This is a genomic window from Micromonospora sp. DT229 (assembly GCF_049844505.1).
Taxonomy (GTDB): Bacteria; Actinomycetota; Actinomycetes; order Mycobacteriales; family Micromonosporaceae; genus Micromonospora.
Map to the genome: position 1 here is coordinate 337,680 of NZ_JBNCLD010000007.1, position 15,564 is coordinate 353,243.

General features: G+C 70.1%; 16 protein-coding genes. 6 read left to right on the forward strand and 10 right to left on the reverse strand.

The window, feature by feature from the left end:
* Positions 1–59: 59 nt before the first annotated feature.
* The 5 genes from ACLQ2T_RS14440 to ACLQ2T_RS14460 all read right to left on the reverse strand — a co-directional run bounded on the left by ACLQ2T_RS14440 (position 60) and on the right by ACLQ2T_RS14460 (position 4,591).
* Entirely contained in the window at positions 60–470 is a 411-nt protein-coding gene (locus tag ACLQ2T_RS14440) for a hypothetical protein (protein ID WP_425766596.1), read from the reverse strand.
* Positions 470–1,849: a WXG100 family type VII secretion target gene (locus ACLQ2T_RS14445; RefSeq protein WP_425766597.1), complete on the reverse strand. Its 1,380-nt coding sequence runs from the start codon at positions 1,847–1,849 to the stop codon at positions 470–472. Before ACLQ2T_RS14445 ends, ACLQ2T_RS14440 begins: the two co-directional genes overlap by 1 nt.
* A complete protein-coding gene (locus tag ACLQ2T_RS14450; protein ID WP_425766598.1) occupies positions 1,846–2,175 on the reverse strand; it encodes a hypothetical protein in 330 nt (109 codons plus the stop codon). Before ACLQ2T_RS14450 ends, ACLQ2T_RS14445 begins: the two co-directional genes overlap by 4 nt.
* Positions 2,165–2,623, reverse strand: a complete 459-nt coding sequence (locus ACLQ2T_RS14455; RefSeq protein WP_425766599.1) for a YbaB/EbfC family nucleoid-associated protein — start codon at positions 2,621–2,623, stop codon at positions 2,165–2,167. Before ACLQ2T_RS14455 ends, ACLQ2T_RS14450 begins: the two co-directional genes overlap by 11 nt.
* Positions 2,624–2,689: 66 nt before the next feature.
* Positions 2,690–4,591 (reverse strand): N-6 DNA methylase, encoded by a 1,902-nt coding sequence (locus ACLQ2T_RS14460; RefSeq protein ID WP_425766600.1) that lies wholly within the window; start codon positions 4,589–4,591, stop codon positions 2,690–2,692.
* A gap of 105 nt (positions 4,592–4,696) precedes the next feature.
* Here ACLQ2T_RS14460 and ACLQ2T_RS14465 point away from each other — a divergent pair, with 105 nt between their 5' ends.
* Both ACLQ2T_RS14465 and ACLQ2T_RS14470 read left to right on the forward strand, forming a co-directional pair.
* Entirely contained in the window at positions 4,697–5,239 is a 543-nt protein-coding gene (locus tag ACLQ2T_RS14465) for a DUF4352 domain-containing protein (RefSeq protein WP_425766602.1), read from the forward strand.
* A 222-nt stretch (positions 5,240–5,461) separates the two neighbouring features.
* Entirely contained in the window at positions 5,462–5,725 is a 264-nt protein-coding gene (locus ACLQ2T_RS14470; protein ID WP_425766603.1) for a hypothetical protein, read from the forward strand.
* Between the two features lie 80 nt (positions 5,726–5,805).
* Here the strand turns inward: ACLQ2T_RS14470 and ACLQ2T_RS14475 are convergent, their stop codons facing one another.
* Positions 5,806–6,915, reverse strand: coding sequence for a hypothetical protein (locus tag ACLQ2T_RS14475; protein WP_425766604.1), 1,110 nt, complete (start codon positions 6,913–6,915; stop codon positions 5,806–5,808).
* 273 nt (positions 6,916–7,188) lie between these two features.
* Here ACLQ2T_RS14475 and ACLQ2T_RS14480 point away from each other — a divergent pair, with 273 nt between their 5' ends.
* The 3 genes from ACLQ2T_RS14480 (at position 7,189) to ACLQ2T_RS14490 (ending at position 10,862) form a co-directional block, all read left to right on the forward strand.
* Complete coding sequence (locus ACLQ2T_RS14480) at positions 7,189–8,208, forward strand: sugar phosphate isomerase/epimerase family protein (protein WP_425766605.1); 1,020 nt, start codon at positions 7,189–7,191, stop codon at positions 8,206–8,208.
* Positions 8,209–8,283: 75 nt separating this feature from the next.
* Positions 8,284–9,609 (forward strand): TIGR04013 family B12-binding domain/radical SAM domain-containing protein, encoded by a 1,326-nt coding sequence (locus ACLQ2T_RS14485; protein ID WP_425766606.1) that lies wholly within the window; start codon positions 8,284–8,286, stop codon positions 9,607–9,609.
* A 149-nt stretch (positions 9,610–9,758) separates the two neighbouring features.
* Positions 9,759–10,862, forward strand: coding sequence for a glycoside hydrolase family 53 protein (locus ACLQ2T_RS14490; protein WP_425766607.1), 1,104 nt, complete (start codon positions 9,759–9,761; stop codon positions 10,860–10,862).
* 61 nt (positions 10,863–10,923) lie between these two features.
* Here the strand turns inward: ACLQ2T_RS14490 and ACLQ2T_RS14495 are convergent, their stop codons facing one another.
* Positions 10,924–11,649: an SDR family oxidoreductase gene (locus ACLQ2T_RS14495; protein WP_425766643.1), complete on the reverse strand. Its 726-nt coding sequence runs from the start codon at positions 11,647–11,649 to the stop codon at positions 10,924–10,926.
* Between the two features lie 116 nt (positions 11,650–11,765).
* On the opposite strand from ACLQ2T_RS14495, the gene ACLQ2T_RS14500 reads away from it, so the two are divergent.
* The gene (locus ACLQ2T_RS14500; protein WP_425766608.1) at positions 11,766–12,182 is read left to right on the forward strand and encodes a MerR family transcriptional regulator; all 417 of its coding nucleotides are present in this window, start codon (positions 11,766–11,768) and stop codon (positions 12,180–12,182) included.
* 35 nt (positions 12,183–12,217) lie between these two features.
* On the opposite strand, the gene ACLQ2T_RS14505 is transcribed toward ACLQ2T_RS14500, so the two are convergent.
* The 3 genes from ACLQ2T_RS14505 to ACLQ2T_RS14515 all read right to left on the reverse strand — a co-directional run bounded on the left by ACLQ2T_RS14505 (position 12,218) and on the right by ACLQ2T_RS14515 (position 15,553).
* Complete coding sequence (locus ACLQ2T_RS14505) at positions 12,218–13,489, reverse strand: MFS transporter (RefSeq protein ID WP_425766609.1); 1,272 nt, start codon at positions 13,487–13,489, stop codon at positions 12,218–12,220.
* A gap of 177 nt (positions 13,490–13,666) precedes the next feature.
* Positions 13,667–14,377, reverse strand: coding sequence for a deoxyribose-phosphate aldolase (gene deoC / locus ACLQ2T_RS14510; protein ID WP_425766610.1), 711 nt, complete (start codon positions 14,375–14,377; stop codon positions 13,667–13,669).
* A gap of 126 nt (positions 14,378–14,503) precedes the next feature.
* The gene (locus ACLQ2T_RS14515; protein ID WP_425766611.1) at positions 14,504–15,553 is read right to left on the reverse strand and encodes a zinc-dependent alcohol dehydrogenase; all 1,050 of its coding nucleotides are present in this window, start codon (positions 15,551–15,553) and stop codon (positions 14,504–14,506) included.
* Positions 15,554–15,564: the final 11 nt, after the last annotated feature.

Below are 15,564 nucleotides of genomic sequence, written 5' to 3' on the forward strand. Positions count from 1 at the left end.
GTGTCCGAATTCTGACAATCGCCTACTCCTGGTAGGACAGCAGCAGCGCGTTGTGGAGGTCAGCTGTTCCAGAACATCAGGTCGCGCGCCTGCCGTGAACACGCCGCCAACTCCGGCACCGCGCGAGGCGGCACGACGTAGTCACGCTCCCGAATGAGGGCCAGAAACTGCTCTGGCACCGCGACGCGATGGCGGCGCACGTAATAGGCGAAGTCCTTGCGCCACAGCCAGTCACCATCGGTGAGCACCGTTGCCCCATTGAGAACCTGCTGGCCGGAGTCGAACGGGTCCTCGGCGACATCCATCACATCGATGAGGACGTACCCAGAGTTCAGGTAACCGACCACCTGGGCCAGGTCGGGCAGCTCCATTTCGGTGATGCAGTCGAAGATGCTCTGCTGCGATTCGGTGGAGCGCACCGGCCCGAACTCGACGAACATTCCCGCCGTACGCAGCTGACCGCTCTCCATTACCGCCCACTCTTCGGATAAAAAGTCTTCCACTCACCATCGCCCCGGATCAGCGGGGTCTGCCCAACCGGACCATACCGGTCCACGCCGACCGCGTCCGTAGGCGCGGTGACCGGTACACCCAGGGCGTCGGCCACCTGCTGCGCCGCCGGTGGAACACCCGCGTGGGGGTCCACGGTCCCCGTGTGGCAGGCCACCAGCCGGACCGGCCCGCCGTCGTAGTGCGGATTGGCGCGAATCGCGTCGGCTATCTGCTGTGGGTGGGTATAACCGGAGGGATGGTCACCGCCGTCGGCACCGAGCAGGCCGGGGCGGAACATGCCGTTGCGTTCGCCGTGCACCACCACATCGTGATGGCCGGGGATCGGGCCGACCATGTCGAAGTTGTTCATCGTGGCGCTGTCGTAGCCGATCGCGGTGCTGGTCGGCCGGTGATACACCGGATCACCCGCGAGCAGTTGTGCCTCCGACGGTGGCGGTGGCTGCGGATGCACGGTCGGGTCGCTCCAGTCCGACCGGCGACCCATCGGCTCCAGCCCTGGGCCGGCGGTCGGCGTGCCGGTCCCGCCCGGTGCAGGGCTGTCGGCGGCGGTGGGATCGGTGCGGGCGGCGCGGTGCAGCAGGCGAGTCAGCTCATCGATCAGACCGTCCAACCGCCCCAGCAGCGGCACCAGGTGGCGCAGGCTGTTGATCAGGGCGCTGACCAACCTGCCGATGCGTGCCGCCCACTTGGCGACCAGACTGCCCACCTGGGAGATGACCAGCGGAGTAGCGGCGCCGAGCGTCGCGCCGGTCTCGGCCAGCCACAGCGGCAACCTGACCGCCAGCACGGACACGAAGTCGGCGATCAGGTCCCGGACCATCTCGCGTGTCAGCGCCACCAGGAGGCCGGCACCTTCCACCAACGAGGCGATGCCGGTGGCAGCCCGCGCAAGGCCGCCCATCGCCCGCATCTGGCCGGTCACATGTTCCTGGTACGCCCGCGCCGACGCGCCCTCCCAACCGATCAGTTGGGCGGTCATCGCCGTTTGCAGATCGGCTGCCGCGCCGGCGCTCTGCGCGGCGACATTGCGCCAGGTTTGTGCGTAGGCGTTGATCTGGTCGGGATCTCCGGCCAGCCAGTCCAGCGCCTCCGACAGCGGCTTCACGTGCTCCAGCAGCCAGCCGACACCCCAACTGACCAATGAGCCGAGCGGATCGAGCACGGTCGCCAGCGCGTCCAGGGAGGTGGCCACGCCTCCGATCGTGGTGTCGATCCAACTGCCTGACTCGATGCCCGCCACCGTGCCGTTGATCTCCTCGACCAGCCCTAGTCCGGAATACCAGCGGGTCGAGTCGATGCGGGGTGCCACCAGGGGATTGGCGGCCACCTCGGTCACAGCGGCAGCTCCAGGTGACCGGAGGCGCGGATCCGCCGCGCATTGCCGTGGTCGGTCAAGGCCGTGGTGGTGGCGACTTGCCGGAGGCTTGTCGCCGTCTCCCGAAGGGCTGCAGCTGTCTCGCCGAGGGCGGAGACCACCTGGTCCCCCAACGGGTCGATCAGCCGGGGCAGGAAGGCCACGATCTGCCCGTACGCCGCCGCGCCCAGGTGCACCTGAGCGGCCGCGCCGCGTGCGGTCTCCATCCGCCCCGCAGCCTCGTCCACTGCTGCGGCGTATCGGTGCACTGCCGTGCCCGGAATCCGCATCCCACGGTCACCAGTCATAGGCCGCCTCCCGCTGCCGGTTCGTCCGCTCCCCCGGTGGCTCGGGGAACCGCCGTGCGAACGAATCGACCACGGCCCGGCCCGTCTCCGAGTCGCTGCCGACGGTGTCGTGGACCGCCGCTGCCACCTGTGTGGTGAGGCTGGCCTGCGCTCGGGCGATGGTCGTCATCACGATCTCGGCGAGGTCGGCGCCCTGTATCTGGCGTACCCGATCGTCGAATCTCAGGTCGGTCAGTGCGCCGGAGGCGGCTACCGTGACACGCACCGCGCCGTCTGCCCCGGTGGCCGCGGCAGTGAGGCGCGCAACCCGGTCAGACAGCTCGGCTGCTGCCTGTGCTTGAGCAGAGACTTGCGCCGTCCACGAATGCAACCACTCCTGCGCCTCGTCCGGGCTCCGACCGAGCATCACACTCCCGAGATCCGTGGTCGCCGGTTGCCGTTCCTCCACAGTGCACCACAGTCGGGGACCGGCCGGGGCGCAGCCGGTCTGTCCAGCGTCTCTCGCGGGATGGGATCAGGCTGGTTTGTCCGCTGACCGGATCGTGCCTCGGGCCAGGCCGTCGGCTGTCAACTGAACCAGTTCCGCGCCGAGGGTCGCGGCCTGTCGGATCGCCGACTCGAAGGCGTTCAGCCGGCGGAAGGCCTCCCCCTGCGCGCGTTGCTCCTCCAGCGGCAGTCGGCGTACCTGGGCTCGCCGGATGTCGAAACGCAGGGTGCCGGACAGGCTCGACGCCTGTCTCTCGTTGGTCGTGGTGCGTAGTTGACCGGCCAGGAACCACGGGTCCAGGGCGGCCGGGTTGGGTCGCAGCAGGTACAGGTTGCGGCCCAGCAGTGCCCCTTCGGCGGTCACCACCCGGGCGGTGAGCTGCCGGGCCACCATCGGCACCACCACGTCGCCGACCGCCAGTCGGACCTGCTGCCCCAGCCCGCCGTCGTCGTGCCCGGAGGGGGGTTCACCGGCGAGCACGTCCGACACGGTCAGCACCGGTAGCCCTTGCCCGGCCGGTTCGCCGGTCTCGGTCGAGGCGGCGCGGATCGGGCCGATCAGGTGCAGGGCCCCGGAGCGGGCCAGCTCCGCCACGGTCAGGAACTCCCCTTCCGGCCCCTGGGGCGCGGGAGTGACCTGCGGCATCAGCGCCGACAGGTCGCCGACCAGGGCGGCCAGGCGGTCTCTGGTGCGTACCAGATGCTCTGCGGTCCTGCCCTCGACGGCGGGTTGCCGGCGGGCGGGGGTGAGGTCGACCTCCTCGTCGAGCAGCTCGATCACCGGTACCGCGCGGGCGAAGCCGGGTTCCTCGGCCTCGGGGTCGGTGTGGAAGGCCCGCCAGGCGGCGAGGATCCGGGGCGCGGTCGCGGCCAGGTCGCCGTCGGCGGCGTCGACCAGCAGAGTCCGCGCCGGTGGTGGCGCGTCCGGTGCGGGACGTCGCAGCACCCACAGATGCAGCGGTACGCCGTGCGGCGCGGCCACCCCGGGGGGCAGGGCGATGACGGCGCGCAGGGCGCCGCGGCGCAGCAGTTCGGCGCGGATGCGTCGCCCGGCGCGGCGGCTGGCCACCGTGGGTGGCATCAGCAGTACGGCGTGCCCGCCGGTCCGCAGGTGGGCCAGGGCATGTTGGGCCCAGGCCAGTTCGGGTTCGGTACGCGGGGTGGTGCCGACGATCCAGCGCGGGTCGTGGCCGAGTTCCTCGTCGCCCCAGTTGGTGGCGCCGAAGGGTGGGTGGCAGAGCACGGCGTCGAAGCTGTGCCCGGCGAAGGCGTCGGCGCGCAGTGAGTCACCGATCTGCACTTCCCCGGGTACCTCGCGCAACGCCAGCCAGAGTCCGGCGAGTCGGGCCAGGTCCTCGTCGAGTTCCTGGCCGTAGGCGGTGGTGCAGCCGGCGCGGACGGCGGCGCGCAGCAGGGCCCCGGAGCCGGTGGTGGGGTCGAGGACGGTGCCGCCGCTGACCTGGGCCAGGGCGACCATCAGGTCGGCGAGGTCGTCGGGGGTGGCGAAGGTCCGGGTGGGACCGGGTGCGCTGAAGCGTTGCCACAGCTCGTCGAAGGCACCTTGGGGGCCGTGTTCGTCGGCTAGGGCGTCGAGGTCAGGCAGCAGTGGTTTCAGGTACGGCGCGAGGGCGCGGGGGCGTTGGCCGCGTTGTCGGGCCAGCAGGACGGCGCCGACGGCGGCCAGGGCGGCGGCCGGGGATTCACCGGCCGGGGCCAGGCGTCGCCAGAGCCGGTCGGCGGTGGACTGGTCGGCGAGTTTGCCCTGGTCGCGGAGCCACTGTTCGACCTGGATCAGGTCGAACTCGGGGCTGGCCGCCGTTCCGCCGACCGGGGCGGGGAAGTCGGGGTGCCGTTTGCGCCAGTTGCTGACGGCGGCTCGTCCCACCCCGGCTAGCCGGGCGATCTCGGCCGCCGTGATGGTCGGGTTCACCTGCACCTCCGTAGTGTGTCACGCCTGTCAACCATCATGCTTGTTGACACGGTTCACAGATGATGCTCTCATTGACATCGCCACACCGGAACCAGGAGGAAAACAATGCGCAAGACCACGCTGATCGCTCTGCTCGCCACCGCCCTGGTCGGGCTGGGTTGCGGTGCCGCCACCACCGAGGGGGCCGGTGACGCCAGCGGCGGCGACGGCGAGGGGAAGGCCGACAAGCCGGCCGCGAAGGCCGCGAAGGTGGCCAAGATCGGTGACCCGGCGCGCGACGGCAAGTTCGAGTTCACCGTCAAGTCGACCAAGTGCGGCGTACGCAAGGTCGGCAACGACCTGCTCGGCGCCACCGCCCAGGGTCAGTTCTGCCTGGTCACCCTCAAGGTCAAGAACATCGGCAAGGAGTCGCAGATGTTCGACGGCAGCAGCCAGAAGGCGTACTCGGCCGACGGGACGGAGTACTCCGCCGACGGGGCCGCCGGCCTGTACGCCAACGAGAACGCCGAGACCTTCCTCAACGACATCAACCCCGGCAACCAGGTCACCGGTGTGGTCGTCTTCGACATCCCCAAGAAGGTCAAGCTCACCAAGCTCGAACTGCACGACTCGCCGTTCTCCGGCGGCGTCACCGTCGCCCTCGACTGACCGGCCGGGCCGTCACCGGCCCCGGCGATCCGACCACCCCTGTTCTGCCCGTCCCGCACCGCATCGTCCTGCCCGCAGCATCGGAAGGAGCAACCGATGGAATCGCATCTGCTCGTCGTTCGTCAGCGTGGTGTCCGTGGAGGAGAGGGTGGCTGGGCCGGGCCCGGCTTGGCCCCGGGCCGGGCGGACGTCCACCGCCTCGATGGCTGAGCGGGGTACGCCGTGTCGAAGCAGCCTGATCCGCAGCCACCGAAGGAGTTCCCCGGCATCGGCGGGGACCAGCTCACGGCCCGCCGGTTCGTCGAGGAACGCCTCGCCGAACTGCCGCACCGGCCCGAGGACGCCGAAGTCCGATTACGCGGCCTGCTCGCGATCTACGAGGACCTGAACGCGCGGGGCCACCCGGAGCCGATGGTCCTGCTGGCCGGCGCCCTAGGAATCCCGGTGGAGGTCCTGATCCGCCACCTGCGAGCCGCCCAGCGCTGAGGGGCCGCACCGGCGGTCATCCGCAGAACCGAAGCTGCTTCGGCCGCCGTCCGATCGGGCGGCGGCCGAAGTTGCCAATCTCAAAGCAGCAGGCTGGCCAGGTGGCCGCCGGGTTGGATGTTGGGGGCCTGGAAGAAATAGGTGGTGGCGTTCCACGGCTCGGGGTGCGGGCCGGGCCAGGGAACCGGCCTCGGGATGCGGACCTGCCAGGCCAGGCTGTTGCCGCACCAGTCGCCGTGCAGGTGATCACCATGAACAGTGAGGGCGATCGGCCTTCCGGGTATGGCGACTCCGGCGTTGGTGACCGGGGTCGGCTCGTGCCAGGTTCCGTTGACATTGGAGGTGGCCCGGATGGCACCGTCCTCACCGGCGAACATGACGACGGCCAGGGAACTGGAGAACAGGCCCGTGGCGAGGTGGGCCCCGGGGGGTGCGGCCCCGACACCGGCGACGGCCACCGGTTGCCATGGGTCGGGTACCGGACCACCGGTAAGCCTGACCTGCCAGATCCGTCCGTCGGTGTCGGTGACGATCCCGGCCGCGTTGCCGACCACGGCGAGCCCGCCACCGGGTACGGCGAAGTTCGGTGGACTGGCCAGGGAGGTCATCCAGGTGCCGGCACTGTTCGGCCGGACCACCCGCACCGCCCCGTCGACGCCGACGAAGGCCACCCCGACGGTGGATCCGGGGATGGCGGCGACAACCGCACCGGGTGCGGCGACACCGGCCGCGGTGATCTGTCGGGGGCCGACCCGCGTACCGCCTCGGTATGACTTGTTGTAGATCGCCCCGTAGCGGCCGACGAAGAAGACCTCCGTACCGGCAGCGGTGACCGACGTCCCGGGCAGGGCCTGGCCGCCGGGTCCTTCGATGCTCGTCTGCCCGCCCGCGCCGGTCGAAGTGCTCCACATGACGAGAGCGCCACTCGCATTGATCGCGAACACCCGAGGGACGGTAGATCCGGACCCGAGCAGGGCAACAGCGGCTCCGGGCAGCGCGGCCGAGTCACGGTGCACCGCCACCGGCGCGCCCCAGGTCGACCTGTAGAGGGTCAAGTTCTTGCCGACGGTGTACGTCTCGACCTGGGCGTCGGCGTACGCCGGCCCGGTGGCGATCGGCGCGACCGTGAGGATCAGCGCGACGCCCACCGCGACCGCGAGACGCCGGCATCCGACGCGAACCTTGATCATGCGTGCTCCCTTCGAGCGACGAGACCGGTAGGGACAGGATCGCCGTCGGAGCACCGAATTCATAGGCGTCTATCAATTGGTGCGGACCCGGACGCCGCTGGCCCCCACATTCCCCCGCCGAACCCCTGACATCGCCTATTGTCGATCCGAGAAGTTCCACCCTGGCCGAACACCACCACCGGTCATCCCGGGTGTCGGGCCGTACACCGATCGAGGTGTCGGCCGACCCGGAGCGACCTCGGCCAGGTTCACGCACCACGAAGGGAGTGCCACATGTGTTACGGGTACGACGGCGATGCCGCGCTGCGACGATCCGGCCTGAACCGGCGGGGTCTGTTGCGCGGTTCGTTGGCGGTAGCCGCCGGTGTGGGGCTGGCCGCCTCCGGGATCGGTGCGACCGCCGCGACCGCCGGCCCCGGACACGGGCCCGGTCACGGGCATGAGCACGGGCCCGGTCACGGGCATGGACACGGACCCGGTCACGGGCCGGGGCAGCCGGGGCGGCGTCCGGTGCCGCCGGGGTTGATCAGCATCCAGCTGTGGACGGTGCGGGACGCGCTGAACGGCGCACCTGGCTACGACGCCACCCTCCGGCACCTGGCCCGTATCGGCTACCCCAGGGTGGAGCTGGCACTGGGCTACTTCGGTCGCAGCGCCGGTCAGCTACGCCGGTTCCTCGACAGCATCGGGATCAAGGCCAGCTCCAGCCACGACGGGATCAGCGCCGACCCCGCCGCGCTATGGCAGAAGATCCAGGACGCGGTCATCCTGGGCCAGAAGTACCTGGTGGTGCCCTACCTGTACTCCGAGAGCGCCGACGACTGGAAGCGCTGGGCGGAGCAGATGAACGTGGAGGCCGCGGCGGCGCGCAAGGCGGGCCTGCGGTACGGCTATCACAACCACGCCCACGAGTTCACCATCGACCTCGGTGGCGGACGTACTCCCTGGGACATCCTGACCACCGAGCTCGACCCGAAGCTGGTTCACCTGGAGATCGACATCTACTGGGCGGTCACCGGTGGCATCGAGTCCGGTGCCGGGGCGGCCGACCCGGAGGCCTTCACCCTGGAGGTGATCCGCTCCGCGCCCCAGCAGGTCCTCCAGTACCACGTGAAGGACCGGCACGCCGCCGACGGAGACATGGCCGACCTGGGCACCGGGATGATCGACTTCGCCCGGATCTTCCGGGGCCACCAGGTGCAGGAATACATCGTGGAGAACGACACCCCCGACGTGACGCCCCAGCAGACCGCCGAGGTCGGCTACCGCTACCTGCGCAACCTGCGGTACTGACCGTCCGTCGACGGGCACTGGGGCCGCCCGGTGCCCGTCGATGGCACGGCCGTAGCCCCTGACACAATCGCCGCCATGGAGGCTGCCGAACTGGTGCTGGTGCTGCGCTACCGCAAGGCGGTTACGTACGGCCTGCACGTCCTGCTCGGCGCGTTGGAGACCCACCAGACCTCGACCCGGTACGAGGTGCGGTTCGGTGACACCCCGGCGGCCACCGCCGCGCACATCCGGGACGCCGCAGCCACCGCCACCCGGGTACTGGTGCTGTGGTCGTTCTACTCCCCCGACGCCCACGCCCTGGCCCAGGAACTGGCCGAGATCCGGGCCCTGGCCGACGCCCCGAACGTCACCCACCTGGCCGGTGGGGTGCACGCCACCGCCGAGCCGGTGCAGACCCTGGACGCCGGGTGGGACATGGCGGCGGTCGGCGAGGGTGAGACCACCCTGCTGCACCTGGTGGACGCCGTCGGCGACCCGACCGGCATCACCGGGCTTGTGTACCGCGACCCCACCGGCGCCGTGGTGCGCACCGGGCGACCGCAACGGCGACCCCTCGACGACTTCCGGGGCTTCTCGCTGCGCTGGGACCGCTTCAACGCCCTGGAGATCACCCGGGGCTGCGTCTTCTCCTGCCGCTTCTGCCAGACCCCCTTCATGTTCTCCGCCAAGTTCCGGCACCGCAGCGTGTCGAACGTACGGTGGCACGTCGACCAGATGCGGGCCCGTGGGCTGCGGGACGTCCGGTTCATCACCCCTACGGCGTTGAGCTACGGCAGCCAGAACGAGGAACCGAACCTCGACGCCGTCGAGGAACTGCTGGCCACCTGCAAGGAGGGCATCGGCCCGAACGGGCGGGTGTTCTTCGGCTCCTTCCCCAGCGAGATCCGACCCGAGCACGTCAGCCGGGCCGCCCTGCGGCTGGTCAAGAAGTACTGCGCCAACAACAACATCATCGTCGGCGCCCAGTCCGGCTCCGACCGGGTCCTGGACGCCGCGAAACGCGGTCACGGGGTCGAGGAGGTCAAGCGGGCCGCCCGTCTCGGCATCGAGGAAGGCTTCCGGATCAACGTCGACATGATCTTCGGTATGCCCGGCGAGAGCGAACAGGACGTCGCCGACTCGCTGCGCCTGGCCGGTGAACTGGCCGAGGTCGGCGCCCGCATCCACGCCCACACCTTCATGCCGCTGCCCGGTACCCCCTGGCGCGACGCCCCACCCGGCGATGTCGACCCCGACACCATCCGCCAGGTCGACCGCCTCTCCCAACGCGGCGCGCTCTACGGCCACTGGCAGAAACAACGCGAACACGCCGCCCGGCTGGCCGCAGCCGCCGAGGCGTACCCCCGCCCCGGACGCAGCCGCACCATCCTGCCCCAGGTCCGGAGAAACGACGCACCGTAGCATCGGCCAGACGAGCGGCGCTTGATTGATGCGTCACCATGTGGTGACGCCCCCACCACCACCTCACCTGGTCCCAGAACCGTCCGGCGGAACCGCCGGACGTGCCCGCTCCCCGGGCGGGCATCGCATCCTCCATGTGAAGGAGCGCCATGAAACCGTCCCTCCGGGCCGCCCTGGCGGTGGTCGTACTCGCGGCCCCGCTGGCCCTGACCGCCCCCGCGCAGGCGGCCAACACCCTCACCATGCGCGGCGCGGATGTCTCCTCCCTGCAACGCAGCCTGGACCTCGGGGCCCGGTACTACGATGCCTCCGGCGCGCAGGCCGACCCGTACGACATCCTCGCCGCCAAGGGGGTCAACTACCTGCGGCTGCGGATCTGGAACAACCCGGTCAGCGGCTACAACAACAAGGCCAAGGTGCTCCAGCAGGCCAGGACGATCAAGGCCAAGGGCTTCAAGCTGCTGATCGACTTCCACTACTCGGACACCTGGGCCGACCCCGGGAAGCAGTATCCGCCCGCGGCCTGGGCCAACCACTCGTTGAGCCAGTTGCAGAACGACGTATACCACTACACCCACGAGGTGTGTACCGCCCTGAAGGCGCAGGGCACCACCCCGGACGCGGTGCAGATCGGCAACGAGATCAACGTGGGCATGTTGTGGCCGGCCGGGCGGGTGGTCAACAACAACTTCGCGCCGCTGGCGAGCCTGCTCAAGCAGGGCTACCGGGCCACCAAGGCCTGCAACAGCGGCACCCAGGTGTGGATCCACACCGCGAACGCGGACAGCATGGCCAATGCCCGCTGGTTCTACGACGGCATCCGGGCTCAGGGGGTGACCTGGGATGTCACCGCCCTGTCCTACTACTGCATGTGGCACGGCTCGCTGGCCAACCTGTACAACGTGATCGCCGACCTGCGGTCCCGTTACGGCAAGCCGGTGGTGCTCGCCGAGACCGCGTACCAGTTCACCAGCGCCAACGCCGACCATCAGGGCAACGCGATTCCCGGCACCGTGCTGTGTGACAACATCCCGGCCACCTGGGCCGGGCAGGCGCAACAGTTCACCTGGGTGCAGAACACCGTACGCAACGCCGGCGGGGTCGGGGTCTTCTACTGGGAACCCACCTGGTACGCCATCCGGGGCAACGGCTGGGACCCGGCCGACATCAACGGCACCGGCAACGGCTGGGACAACATGGCCGTCTTCAACTGGACCGGGCAGGTGAACCCGCACGTGGTCTGGAGTCCGTGACCCACCCCCGGGGCCCGGCGGGTGACACCGCCGGGCCCTCCTGGTAAGACGGCAGCGGCGCTCAGTTGGCGCCGAGGAGTTCGGTGATCTGGGTGTAGAAGGGGGCGGGGTCTCCCGACAGGGAGGACTTCACCATCGCGGTCCACTCGTCGACGATCACCTCGATCGAACCGGCCTCCAGGCCGTCCAGGGACAGCCGTGGCACCTCCCGGGCCTCGATCTTCGGTCCGTCGTAGCCGGCCGACATGGTCGTGTCGGCGGCACCGAGCAGGACCCCCTGGACCAGGGTGCCCTGCGGGGCGAGTTCCAGGCGTACCGCGTTTGTCATGTTCCACTCGGCGGCCTTGGCGGCCGAGTAGGAGCCGGTGCCCGGGGCGGCGAACCAGGACAGCGCGGACAGCACGTTAACGATCGCGCCCCCGCCGCCTGCGGCCAGCGCCGGGGTGAACTGCCGGATCACCTCGAGGGTGCCCCAGAAGTGGGTGTCCATCTCCCGGCGTACCTCGGTCAGGTCGCCGGTGACCAGCTGGGCGCCGGTGGCGATGCCGGCGTTGTTGACCAGGAGGGTGACATCGGTCGCGGTGGCCGCGGCCGTGGCGATGGAGTCGTGGTCGAGCAGGTCGAGTCGCAGCGGCACCACCCGGGGGTCGTCGAAGTCCAGGGTCTCCGGGCGACGGGCGGTGGCGTACACCTTGCTCGCCCCTCGCTCCAGCAGTTCGAGTACGAACTGGCGGCCGATGCCCCGGTTGGCGCCGGTGACTAGGGCGATCTGGTCGGCGATGTTCATCGGGATCACTGCTCCCTGCATGGGTCTTCTCCGATTTCGCTGGGCCGGGTCCGGCCCTGCGTCGACTACGGTAGGACTTGACGTTGACGTCAAGGGCAAGTCGAGAGGAGACCCAGATGCGCATCGGCGACCTGGCACGACGGGCGGGCGTCAGCACCCGAGCCCTGCGCTACTACGAGGAGCAGGGCCTGCTCACCTCGGAGCGCACCCTCAGTGGCCAGCGCGTCTACCCCGAATCGGCGGTGGAACGGGTCCGGCTGATCCAGCAGTTGTTCACCGCCGGCCTGCCCAGCCGGACCATCCTGCAACTGATGCCCTACGTGGACACCGGGCACGGGTCCCCCGAGGTCTTCGAGCTGATGGCCGCCGAACGCCAACGCATCACGACCGCCATCGCCGCCCTCACCGCCGCCCGCGACGCCCTCGACCACATGATCCACATCGCCAACCACCCGACCCCGGAACACTGCCCCGCCCTACGCGAACCCCCCTGGACGCCGTACCCCGCCGAGGCCGTGCCGCTCACCGCCTGACCTGGCACGACCAGAAGGGGTACGCCCCGTCAGCGTCAGCCACGCTCCGGAACTGGAATGCGCCCTTCGTCCGGCACCGGTAGCTCGCGCGTGGTCCGCAGCGGCGACAGCAGTGCGGGCAGAAATGCTGCGGTCATCCCGGCCGCGCCGATCCAGAGCACTGCCGGCGCGCCGAGCAGACTACCGAGCAGGCCACCGAGCAGGCCCGCGATCGGCATGCTGCCCCACTGGACGAAGCGGACGGTGGCGCTCATCCGGCCGAGCAGCCGGTCCGGGGTGACGTGCTGTTGCAGGCCGACCTGCGCGATCAGTCGGATCACGCCGCCCAGGGAGAGCAGGGCCAGACCGGCCACGGCGAGCCAGAGCAGCCAGCCGGGCCGAGCCGCCGGCAACAGGGCGGCGGCCGGCGCCGTACACAGCGGAGCCAGCCAGACGGTCGGGCCGGGACCGATCCGGGCGACCACCCGGCGGGCCAGCAGTGCCCCGGCGAACCCGCCGCAGGCCATCACGGACAGCACCAACCCGATGCCGAAGGACCCCAGACCCAGGTGCCGGGACAGGAACACCAGCAGCATCGTCTGGTAGGTGACGAGGAAGAGGCTGAAGATGCCGTCCGTGAACAGCGTCGGTCGCAGCAGCGGATGACCGAGCACGAACCGCAGCCCTTCCGCGACCTCACGCACCAGGTGCCGGTCGGCGGCAGCCGGTGGCTGCGGCTCCGGCGTACGGATGCGCAGCAGTCCCAGCGCGGACAGCAGCATTCCGGCGGAACTCGCCACCAAGGTCAGCGGCGCGCCCAGCCCGGCGACCAGCGGCCCGGCCAGGCCAGGGCCGCTGATACTCACGGCGGAACGGGCTGCGGCGATCTTCGCGTTGCCCTCGACGAGATGCTCACGGCCGACCAGCGCCGGCAGGTAGCTGGTGTAGCCGACCTCGAACAGCACCGTCAGGAGACCGTGGACAAGCGCGACCGCGAACAACAGCCAGATCGTCAGCGTGCCCGTCCACCAGGCCAGCGGCACGAGCAGCAACAGCGCCGCTCGCACCAGATCCGTATTGACCATGACCGGGCGCTTGCGCCAGCGGTCGATCCAGGCCCCGGCCGGCAGCCCTATCAGCAGCGATCCTGCCGTCGTCATCGCGGTCAGGACGCCGACCTCGAACTCGTTCGCGTCGAGCCAGACGATCGCCACCAGCGGCAGCGCGAGGAACACGAACCGGTCGGAGAGTTGTCCGGCCACGGTCGCACCGAAGAAGCGGCGGAAGTCAGGCTCGCGGAGCAGACCGAGACGAGGCGATCGAGACACGTCCCTCCCCTGTCATCTGGGGCATTGCCTCGGCTCGATCGCAACAGCCCCGACGCCAGATCCTATGCCTTATGTCGGGAGTGTTGAATCCCACGGAGATCCCAGGACGTCGATCGCCGTTGGCGTCGGCGGATCCGACGATGCCCGGCAACCGACGCCCTGGATGTGGTCATCCGATCAGTAGCTGATCGTCTCCTCGTTGGCCGAGTCGGTCACGATCGCGATTCCGGCGCTGGTGCCGAGCAGTTCGGCACCGGCACGCAGGAGCCCGACGGCCTGCGGGTAGGACTTGATGCTGCCGGACGCCTTGACCTTGGTCCGGCCGGCGGCACGGTCCACCAGGTAGCCGATGCTGGTCGGGTTGGCGACTTCGATCGCGCCGCTGCTGGCGTTCTTCAGGTACGCGGCACCGGCCTCGATGGACAGTTCGATGGCGGTCTCCCGCTCCGCCTCGGTCAGCAGCGGCAGTTCCAGCATCACCTTGATCGGGACCCCGGAGGCCCGGACCACACCGGCGATGTCCTCGCGGAACTCGTCGTACATGCCGCTTTTCAGCCAGCCGATCTGGACGCCGATGTCGATCTGGTCGGCGCCGGCACGCACCAGGCTCTCCGCCTCGAAGGCCTTCCCGGCACTGGTGGTGACCCCGACGGTCGGGAAGTCTAGGGCGGAGGCGACCTGGACGCCGCTGCCGCGCAGCACCTCGGCGACCACCGGCACCCAGGATCCGGGCACCATCGCGGCGTTGAAGCCGTACTTCAGGGCCTCCTCGGCGTGCTCGATCATGCGGTCCCGGGTGGTGCCCACCTCGATCAGGGTGTGCTGGATGTACGGCGCCAGGGTGGCGGGAGTCAGGTCGGCCGGCAGGTTTGCGGGGGCGGAAGTCATTGCGGGGTCTCCTTCTGCGGACGTGCGGCACCCTGCGGTGGGCGGGTACGCCGACAACCGCACGGATGGGGTGGAACCGGGAGGGTGGAAGAGGGAAAGCCGGAGCGGCTGGTACGCCTGGTCGGGTCAGGACCAGTCGATCAGCACCTTGCCGATGTGCCCGGCGTCCGCCGCGGCCAGCGCTTCGGGGGCCCGCTGGGCGGGGAAGGGGTCGGTGATCAGGTGCTGGAGCGCGGGGAGACCGCGGGCGGCTCGCAGGACCGCCGGGAACTCGGGCTGGGTGAAGACCCAACTGCCGATGACCCGCAGTTCCTTGCGGATCACGTCGACCCCGGGGTCGATCTCCATGCTGTTGTTGGCGCCGAGCAGCACGACGGTGCCGTGTGGCCGGGCCAGCTTCATCACCTGGGTCTGCGCGGCCGGGTTGGCGGAGCACTCGAACACGACCTCGGGTCCACGCCCCTCGGTCACGGCCGCGACGACGGCGACCGGGTCCTGTCCGATCGGGTCGATGAGGGTGGCGGCCCCGAGGGTCTTGGCCAGGTCCCGCCGCCCCTCGATCGGGTCGACGGCGAACACCTCTGCTCCGGCGGCCGCCGCGAGGGCCACCACGCAGCAGCCCACCGGCCCGAGGCCGAACACGGCCACCCGGTCACCCACCGCTACCCCGGACTTGCGGAAGGCCGAGTAGGCGGTGCCGAAGTTGCAGGCGATCAGGGCCGCCATGGCGTCGCTGACGTCGGCGGGTACGGGCAGGACTCCGGTGGCCGGTGCGGTGAGGTATTCGGCGTCCGCTCCGCTGCGGTGGTTGCCCAGGGTGCGCCGGTCGGCGCAGAACATCGGCTCACCGCTGCGGCAGAAGGTGCAGTCGCCGCAGCCCGAGTGCTGGTAGACGATGACCCGGGTGCCTTCGGCCGGTCCGTCGCCACTGGCGGCGGCCCGGGCGATCACTCCCACCGCCTCGTGGCCGGGCACCGTGTGCAGCCGGTGGCCTAGTTCCTGCGTCGACTTGCGGTAGTGCGGCAGGTCGCTGCCGCACACCGCGGACACGGTCACTCGGACCAGCACCTCGTCGTGGGCCGGCACCGGGCGCGGCACCTGGCGTACGACCGATTGGCGGTCACCGGTCAGCATCAACGCCCGCATCGACTGTTCGTCGGCAGGGTGGGCTTCCATTCTCGTGTTCT

Excerpts from the sequence above, each read along its gene's own strand:
- ACLQ2T_RS14440 (WP_425766596.1), bottom strand. The coding sequence starts at position 470 with ATGGAGAGCGGTCAGCTGCGTACGGCGGGAATGTTCGTCGAGTTCGGG.
- ACLQ2T_RS14450 (WP_425766598.1), bottom strand. The coding sequence starts at position 2,175 with ATGACTGGTGACCGTGGGATGCGGATTCCGGGCACGGCAGTGCACCGA.
- ACLQ2T_RS14465 (WP_425766602.1), top strand. The coding sequence starts at position 4,697 with ATGCGCAAGACCACGCTGATCGCTCTGCTCGCCACCGCCCTGGTCGGG.
- ACLQ2T_RS14475 (WP_425766604.1), bottom strand. The coding sequence starts at position 6,915 with ATGATCAAGGTTCGCGTCGGATGCCGGCGTCTCGCGGTCGCGGTGGGC.
- ACLQ2T_RS14480 (WP_425766605.1), top strand. The coding sequence starts at position 7,189 with ATGTGTTACGGGTACGACGGCGATGCCGCGCTGCGACGATCCGGCCTG.
- ACLQ2T_RS14485 (WP_425766606.1), top strand. The coding sequence starts at position 8,284 with ATGGAGGCTGCCGAACTGGTGCTGGTGCTGCGCTACCGCAAGGCGGTT.
- ACLQ2T_RS14490 (WP_425766607.1), top strand. The coding sequence starts at position 9,759 with ATGAAACCGTCCCTCCGGGCCGCCCTGGCGGTGGTCGTACTCGCGGCC.
- ACLQ2T_RS14495 (WP_425766643.1), bottom strand. The coding sequence starts at position 11,649 with ATGAACATCGCCGACCAGATCGCCCTAGTCACCGGCGCCAACCGGGGC.
- ACLQ2T_RS14500 (WP_425766608.1), top strand. The coding sequence starts at position 11,766 with ATGCGCATCGGCGACCTGGCACGACGGGCGGGCGTCAGCACCCGAGCC.
- deoC (WP_425766610.1), bottom strand. The coding sequence starts at position 14,377 with ATGACTTCCGCCCCCGCAAACCTGCCGGCCGACCTGACTCCCGCCACC.
- ACLQ2T_RS14515 (WP_425766611.1), bottom strand. The coding sequence starts at position 15,553 with ATGGAAGCCCACCCTGCCGACGAACAGTCGATGCGGGCGTTGATGCTG.